This window comes from Mycoplasmopsis mustelae, from assembly GCF_004365095.1.
GTDB lineage: Bacteria > Bacillota_I > Bacilli_A > Mycoplasmatales > Metamycoplasmataceae > Mycoplasmopsis > Mycoplasmopsis mustelae.
In genome coordinates this window covers 540,004-548,660 of record NZ_SOCN01000001.1, presented here as the reverse complement: position 1 = coordinate 548,660, position 8,657 = coordinate 540,004, and the positions used below count along the sequence as shown (strand labels likewise).

Sequence of the window (8,657 nt, the reverse complement as noted above, 5' to 3'; positions counted from 1 at the left end):
CCGCTAAACATCATCGCCTTGGTAGGCCATTACCCTACCAACTAGCTAATGTTCCGCACCCCGATCTTTTAGTGAAGCAAACGCTTCTTTCATTTAATATTTATGCAAATATTAAATGTATCCGGTATTAGCGATAATTTCTCACCGTTATCCCAATCTAAAAGGTACGTTAAGTACGTGTTACTCACCCATTCGCCGCTAAGTTCTAAAAGAACTCCGCTCGACATGCATGTATTAGGCACACAGCCAGCGTTCATCCTGAGCCAGGATCAAACTCTCGAAAAAATTGACTGTCATGTTTTATATATCTAGTTTTCAAAGAACTTTTATAACACTTTTTTAAAATGTCGCTAAACTATTATAGCACAAAATAAAAACTAACAAATTTTTTTGTTTTTTTTATTATTTTATTTAAATTCAAATTTAGTTTTTAGTTTTAACTAATTTCTATTAATAGTTAGATCAATTAATAATTATTGTTATTATAACATATTTTTAATTTTAATTCTTGCTTATTTAAAAATTTCGATTATTTTTGTTATTTAATTAATTTATTAATTTATATTATATTATAGAAAAAACATAGTTTTTATTTTCATAATTTATTTAGAGTAATAAAATTTATAAATATACTAAATTTAATTAAAACTATATATAAGATAATTTAAAAAGGAGTTTTAAATATGAGAAGAAAAAAATTTTTAATTTTTGCATCTTTTACAACCATTACTACAACGGCATTAGTTGCCGGTTGCGGAACACAAAATCAACAACCAAATAAAACCGATTATTCAACCACAAAGGCGGCGTCTGACAACAAAATTGTTTTTTCAACTCCGCAATCAGAAGTTTTTCCTCTAACAATTGCATTAAAAAAATTAATTCCACTTTATAACAATATAATGAAAAAGAATCCTGATTTTTTACCTATTGAATTTAGACCAAACTCAATATCTAAAGCAAATACAGAATTAGAACTGGCTACTCAAACCGAACAATATATTAAGGATAATTCTGATAAATTACCAAATCTAATTTTAGGTAATCAAACATCAGCGTACATTATTAATAAATATAACAAATTACTCGATACTTCAAGTATTTTGCCTGCTTCAAATTTTCCAACTAAATTATTAAGAAATCACACAGAGTTGGTAGGAGAACAACTTAATAATGTAAAACTTTTTAATTTACCTTTTGATGTTTCAGATACTAATGGATTTAGCATAAATATTGATTTATTAAACAAGGCATTAGAACTTGCTAAGCAAGCAGGGGCGATAATTGATGAGTCGGGCGCATTATTTGATTACTTAAAAACAAACAAAGATAAAGGTAATAGTATTCCAGCTTCATCAGCAATTAACTTTTTAAAACCTATCGCTAATAGTTTAAAAGGTTATAAAATCGATGAAAATACTTTTAAAGGTTTGAATTCTTTATTCGAATTTGCTAGAAAATTTCATTCGGCCATGGATGTTGATACCACAAAAGTCGCCGAATATGGTAACAACCCGATCAATAAGTTAAACGTTTTTTCAATTGATTACCAACAAGATGAATTCTTTAAGTCTCTATCAAATCAACTAAATGGTAAACAATTATGGGAATTAGAAATTTCAAACGGAAAATATGATTTTTCTAAAATAAAATGAAATATTAAAGATGATACAACAATGCAACAAGCTTTTATAAAAACTTTTGACAATTTTGTAAAAAATCATCGTAAAACAGTTGGTACAAAATTATTTAAAGATGTTGAATTTAAAGCAAACGGTTCTAGTGATTGGGCTTCATGAGATATGAGACAATATCAAACAATTTTTGCTGTTGTCGCTTCGGTAGGTTTAGAACAATCAATTGATTCACCAACATCACGTAGTTTTTTTGGTAAAAGTCAAGATCCAAAAAATTGAACCACTAGAGACGATGTTTATTTACAGAAACAAGTAACCAAGAATAATGCTAGTGATAAAAATGGTACTTATATAGAGGGAGGTTCAAGTCTAATACCTATCTCTGTCGATAATAATGGCAAAGAAGACAAAGCAACAAAACTATTCTTAACCTGACTCTATAAACAAGAAGTTGTATTAGAAACTGGAGAGAAAATTTTAGTACGCGATTTAATCACTCGTTCATCTGCTTATATTATTCCATTGAATCAATTAATCAATCGCGGAAACACCTACTACAGTCAACAAGAAGCTGTTTTAAAAACTAAAATTGAAGAAAACCAAAAACTAATAGAAAATCAAACAACATCTCAAGAAAATAAACAAAAATATGAAAACGAAAACAAACAATTAACTTCAGCAATTAACTATACACACTCGGGTTCATTATCATATCAATCACTTAATGATTTTTTAAATAATTCAGATTATTTATTAAATTTACCAAGCAACGAGAAAACCAACCAAATTACTAAAAAGATTGAAAATATGTTATTAGAATCTACTAAGAACGAAAATCCAGTTGTTTATAAGGGTTCTGATGTTTTAAGAGCTGTTTTAGATATAATTAATTCAAAATAAATCTATAAAAATAACTTTTTGCTCTATAATATGTGCAAAAAGTTATTTTATTAATTTATGAGGAGAAAATATATGAAAAAAATTAAGTTCTGAACTTTTTTTACTACAATCGCTGCTTCAACAACCACAATAATTACAAGTTGTGCCAAAAACGAAATGAAAGTTGTATTTTCCACTTCACAGGGTCAATATTTTCCATTAATTATGGCCTTAAAAGAAATAATTCCACTTTATAATCAAACAATGAAAGATAATCCTAATTTCCTACCAGTAGAATTGTTAACTTCCAGAGAAACAAACACAGATTCTGAATTAGAATTAGCTAATATTAATGCTAGTTATATTCAAAATAAAGATGTTCGGCTTGCTAATTTATTTTTAGGCAACCAAAGCGGTGCTTTTTTAATCAATAAATACGGAAAATTATTAGATACATCAACTATTTTTAAATCAAATATTTTTACACCTAAAATTCTAAAAACGCACACAAATCTAGTAGGTGAAAAATTAGAAAATACCAAAATTTTTAATCTACCGTTTGATGATACAGATATCGATGGTCTTTCAATTAATGTGGATTTATTAAATAGAGCATTTGACTTTTTAAAACAAGCTAACGCAAAGATTGACGAAGATTCTAAAATATATAAATATATGTATCAGCGTAGAGAATTAGGAAATAATATCCCTAAAAACTCTATAATTAACTACTTAAAAGTCAAAGACAATGCCAATTTAACAGGTTATACCATTAACGATAAAACATTTAATGGCATTAGTTCTCTCTATCAATTAGCAAGAAAATTGAAAAGTATTTTAGAATTTGATAGTAGTAAAATTCAAAACTTAAACAAAGATACAAACATTAATGATTTAGCAATTTTTACAATTGATGAACGTGATGATGCGTTTTTTAAAGTTTTAAACAATAAATTAAAAGGAATCAGACCATGAGAATTGGAAGTAAATAACGATAAATATGATTTTTCAAAAGTTAAATATAATATCAAAACCGACACAAACGTCAAAAATGCTTTCATTGAAACGTTTGACGAATTTGTTAAGGAAAATTCAACTCAGAAGTTAAATGACGCAGTATTTCAAGATGTTAAATACGAAAACCAAAGCAATGAATGGGGATCATGAGCACTTCGTAGATATCAAGCAATTTTTTCTTTTGTCGCAAATGTTGGATATGAACAATCAGTAGATAGTACGATTTCTAGATTGTTTTACGAAAGAGAGGGGGTTGAAACCAGAAAACAATGAGCAACTAAAGACGATATTTATTTACAACAACAACTAACAAAAAATAATGCAGATGATGATTTTTCTACATACATTGAGGGCGGTTCAAATATTATTCCTATTTCTGTTGATAATGGTGGCAAAAGAGATAAGGCGACCTTATTATTTTTAAAATGACTTTACACACAAGACATAAATTATCAAGGACAAAATTTAAAAGTCAGTGATCTATTGAGTCAAAAAAGTGGCTATATTATTCCTCTTAGTAAAAATTTAGAAGCAAATTTTAATTGATATAACAATCAACAAAAATATTTAGAAGATAAAATCAAAGAAAAACTAGAATTAATTAAAACAAACCATAAAGATAGAGAACAAATACAAAACCAAATAGATAAATTGTCTACAGAGATAAATTATTTATATGCAGCAAACACAACTTTTAAAGGCTTAAAAGAATTTGAAAAATCAACAACAGAAGATATTTTATGACTACCTATCAATGAAAAAACCTCTGCAATAATAGAGAAAGTGAGACAATTACTTTTAGAATCCACTTTAAAAAATAATCCAAAAATCATTACTGGTCAGCAAGCTTATCAAGAAATCATCAATATTATAGATAAAAAATAGTTACGAACATAGCTTTATTTAAAATAAATAATTAAATATAATACAGAATAACAAATAAAAATCTTTTATATATGTAATATAGAAATAAAATTTTTTAACTTTGTATTTACAAAAACTAAATAAAACAAGGAGAAAAATGAAATTAATAAAAAAACTAGCAATATTCGCTTCTGTTATCCCTTTTTCGATTGCTATAAGTTGCAACCAACAAACACAAAAAAATATAAAAAACAATAAACCAAAAGAACAAATCACAAACCCCACCAATAAGGACACCGAACTAAAAAAGGATAATACAAACACACAAAATCCGGTTGAATCAACAAGTTCTATGAACCTAGAAACTTCTAAAAACAATAACCGCAACTGAATTTATCAAAAATCAGATTATTATAATAATGCAGAAGGAAAGACCGGTAGAGACTTATGAAGAGCATTAGAAACACATCATCACGGAATTAGAGCAAGTATTCTACATGGTTCACAAATATACGAAAGCCTTAAAAATTTTTATAACACTTCAAAAGCTTATAAAGATTACTACTATAAAAAAGATGGTGGCATTTTAGATATTTTCACCACTCAATCAAATGATCTTAGCTTTGTTTCAAAAACACAATTTAATGAAAATACATCAGCAAATGCAGAATCTCAAGAATTAATAAGAGGTCACTTAGTGCCAGAAAAATGATATTCTAGTTTAGATCCAATGCAACCTGATCCTTTCACTACTTGACCACTTGATACATTTATAAACAAAAAGCGTGCAAACTATCCAATTGGTGAAGTAGTTAATCCAACTTATAATAGTAGAAATGGTTCAAAATTAGGGTTGAACATAAGTGGACAAAATGTCTTTGAAATAGTTGATGCTTTTAAGGGTGATGTTGCAAGAAGTTTAATGTATTTTGTTACTATGTACTATGAAAAATCAATTTATAATGACCCAAATAACAATTCATTTATTCCTGAGTTTCCCTACTATAAAACTGATTTTTTAAATACATATATAAAGTGAAACAAAATTGATCCTGTAGATGCTTTTGATATTAATAGAAATAATGAAATTTATAAAGTTTATAAATTTAGAAATCCGTTTATCGATTATCCCAATTTAGTAGAAAGTCTTTTTGGAGAAAACCCTAAACCATTTATAAACAAAGGTATCTTAATTTCTAATGGTTCTGATGAGATTTTCAAATAGCAATTTTGCTATTTTTTATAAAAGCACAAATAGAACAAAACTCAGTGTATTATAATTATCATTTTGAATTTTTGTAATACAATTTCTTTTATGATAGATATAGCGGTCATAAAGAATTTAGTTTTTAAAAAAAATGAAAAAGAAATATTAAATATCCCACAACTTAATATTCCAAAAAATAAAATTATTTCTTTGGTAGGTCCTTCTGGAGCTGGAAAAACAACTTTATTAAATATTTTAGCTGGTATTGAAAAAACGAATAAAACAGAAGTTACTTTATTTAATAATATGAGCACTGCTGAAATCGGCTTTATTTTTCAAGAAAATTTTTTATATGATGAAATAAGCGTTTTTCATAATATTTATCTAAGCGCTAAAAACTCTTTCGTATGAAAAAAACAAAATCGCATATTTTTCTTAGAAGACTTTTTTATCAAACATCAAATTAAAAGTAAAAATCTATGCATATGTTTTAAAAAATACAAAGATAATTTAATTGATAAAAAAGAGAAAAAAATTTTTGTAAAACTTTATTTTAAACTCTTTTTTTATTTATTATTCAACAAACCAAAATTTGCACTAAAAGAACTAATTTTCCAATGTAGAATAAAAAATTTCTTTAATAGAGACTTAAAATGCATCGCTGAGAAAGTAGAGATTACAGAGATTTTAAAACATAAAGCACAAAATATTTCAGGTGGACAAAAACAACGTGTCTTAATCACAAAGGCTATTATTAAAAATTCACAACTTATTTTAATGGATGAACCTTTTTCCGCTCTAGATATTAAGATCAAAGAAAAAACCATCGAGTGAATCTTAAAAATTAAAAAGGAATTTAATCTCTCAATCATTTTGGTGACACACGACCAAAATGATGCATTAAAAATTAGCGACTATATCTTAGTAATGCGTGAGGGTAAAATAGAACAATTTGATACTAAAGACAACATTTTAGAAAATCCCGCAACATATTTTGTCGCCAATTTCTTTTGTTCTCCTAGATTAAATGTTTTAGAAGAAACTGAAGAATATAAAAAATTCATTAAACCACGCGACATTACAATTAAACCCACAAATAAAACCACTAGCTGAAAAATTATAAAAAAAGATAATGTAGCAGATGTAACTATTTATAAAATTTCAAACGGTACTACTTACTACATCACAGTAAATATCAATAATAAGATGAATGTGGGTGATTATGTTGATTTAGAAATAAATTCAGAAAAGGTTTTGAAATTTAAAAATGAAGAAATTGAAAATCAGTATCAATAAAGAAAATGTAAAAAAATATACTGTCGCATCTTTATATTTATTACCACTATTTGTTCTATTGTTTATTTTTTATATTTATCCAATAATAAGTATTATTAATAAATCTTTTATAACTTTTCCTAGCGAGACAAAACGAACAATTTATGAGTACGGAATTACTAATTATATAAAGGTATTTAATGATCCAAATTTTAAAATAGCATTATCAAACTCCACTTTTTTGTTCTTTGTTCCTACTCTTATATCTTTAATTTTGTCAGTTATTTTCGCTTATTTAATTAGTTCAATGATTTTCATTAGAACAAAAAATTTTTTCTTAAAGTTAATTTATTCTCAATTCTTTATTTCGGGCTTTACTGTTGGTCTAGCATTTATTTTATTATTTGGCCAAGAAAATCTCTTTTTTAAATTATTTAATTCAAATAAAAGTTTTTTATACGGAGACAATCGATTAAGTATTAAATTTTATATGTTAATTTTTCAGCTTTGGAGATCGATCCCTTTTAATATTGTAGTTTTCAGTTTTATCTTTAGCAGAGTTAATGAAAAATATAAAAAATTAATGAAGGTTGATAATCTAAAATTCTGAGATAAATTTAAACATTTATACTATAAAGAGTTTCGAAAATCTTTTATTCTAATAATTTATACTAACATCATCTTTTCTTTTTTAATGTATCCAGGTACAATAATAACAGAAGAAAGAATACAAATTGTAGGTGCACATACATTTGCATCTTATATTCTTTCATTAATCAAACCATTCGCCGGTGCCCTAACCGTTGACTATAACAAAGCTTATGCGGCTAGTTTGATTGTAATTTTATATTTACTATTTTTATTTTTAGTGAGCTGACTTACAATCTACTTATTTAAGTTTTCTTTCAAGTATATCGTAATTAAATTACAAAGGGAAAAAGGGTTTAATTATGTATAAAAAATTCCTAAAAGATGTTTTAAAAATATTTCTAATATTATTACTAGTATTTCTTATCTTATTCCCAATTTACATTTTAATAGTCACTGCTTTTTTATCAAATTCATCAGTAACCAACCATAATTTTGCATTATATTTCAAGGAGTGAAATTATCAGAATTTTAATTTTTTTGCTAATGCAGAATTTTGAAATGCAATTTTAATATCATTTGAAAGTGCATTCATTTTAATGTTAATTAGATTATTAACATATACTCTATTCGCTATAGGTTTATCTAGATTTCCTAATAAATTTAAAAAGATAATTTGAATCATTGTATTAATATTTTCTTTTACACCCGAATTTGCCATATATTTATCTTTAAATAAATTATTAAATGATTTGCTTTTAGCTAATACATTAACTCCATTATCATTGATTACTAATAGTATCTTTTCATATTTTTTTATGTATAACTTATTTATACATTACGAAAAAGCAAAACAAAAATACCAAAAACTTATTGTAGTAGATAATTTAAGTATATGACAAAAAATTTATTTAGTTTATTGAAAAGAAATGAAAGAATTTTATCTTTTATTAATTATATTTAGCTTTGTATCAGTATGAAACGACTTTTTATGACCCAACTATTTATTAAGTAGCACAAGCAAAAAAACAGTCGGTATTTGATTCAGACAAATCGGTCCTATACCAACCGGTGGTTATTTTATTAATATTCAATCAGCAGGTGCCTTAGTAGTTATTGCTCTGCCATTATTAATTTATTTTATTTTTTCTCGTAAAATTGTTAAATCAATCTAGATTCAGCTATAGAAA

6 protein-coding genes and 1 rRNA gene are annotated in these 8,657 nt (G+C 26.0%); 6 read left to right on the top strand and 1 reads right to left on the bottom strand.

Features of this window, described 5'->3' with window-relative positions; genetic code table 4:
- Positions 1-285: ribosomal RNA gene (locus tag BCF59_RS02365) — 16S ribosomal RNA — on the bottom strand; the annotation flags it as partial.
- 398 nt (positions 286-683) lie between these two features.
- On the opposite strand from BCF59_RS02365, the gene BCF59_RS02360 reads away from it, so the two are divergent.
- From BCF59_RS02360 to BCF59_RS02335, 6 genes are all read left to right on the top strand, one after another.
- The gene (locus tag BCF59_RS02360; protein ID WP_134110856.1) at positions 684-2,537 is read left to right on the top strand and encodes a P68 family surface lipoprotein; all 1,854 of its coding nucleotides are present in this window, start codon (positions 684-686) and stop codon (positions 2,535-2,537) included.
- Between the two features lie 72 nt (positions 2,538-2,609).
- Positions 2,610-4,418 carry a P68 family surface lipoprotein gene (locus tag BCF59_RS02355; protein ID WP_134110854.1) on the top strand — a complete coding sequence of 603 codons (1,809 nt, stop codon included), beginning with the start codon at positions 2,610-2,612 and terminating at the stop codon, positions 4,416-4,418.
- A gap of 136 nt (positions 4,419-4,554) precedes the next feature.
- Positions 4,555-5,622, top strand: coding sequence for an endonuclease (locus tag BCF59_RS02350; RefSeq protein WP_134110852.1), 1,068 nt, complete (start codon positions 4,555-4,557; stop codon positions 5,620-5,622).
- 90 nt (positions 5,623-5,712) lie between these two features.
- Complete coding sequence (locus tag BCF59_RS02345) at positions 5,713-6,900, top strand: ATP-binding cassette domain-containing protein (protein ID WP_134110850.1); 1,188 nt, start codon at positions 5,713-5,715, stop codon at positions 6,898-6,900.
- Positions 6,872-7,837, top strand: a complete 966-nt coding sequence (locus BCF59_RS02340; protein ID WP_134110848.1) for a sugar ABC transporter permease — start codon at positions 6,872-6,874, stop codon at positions 7,835-7,837. The genes BCF59_RS02345 and BCF59_RS02340 overlap by 29 nt, the downstream gene beginning before the upstream one ends.
- A complete protein-coding gene (locus tag BCF59_RS02335; protein WP_134110846.1) occupies positions 7,830-8,642 on the top strand; it encodes an ABC transporter permease family protein in 813 nt (270 codons plus the stop codon). Before BCF59_RS02340 ends, BCF59_RS02335 begins: the two co-directional genes overlap by 8 nt.
- The last annotated feature ends 15 nt before the right edge of the window (positions 8,643-8,657 follow it).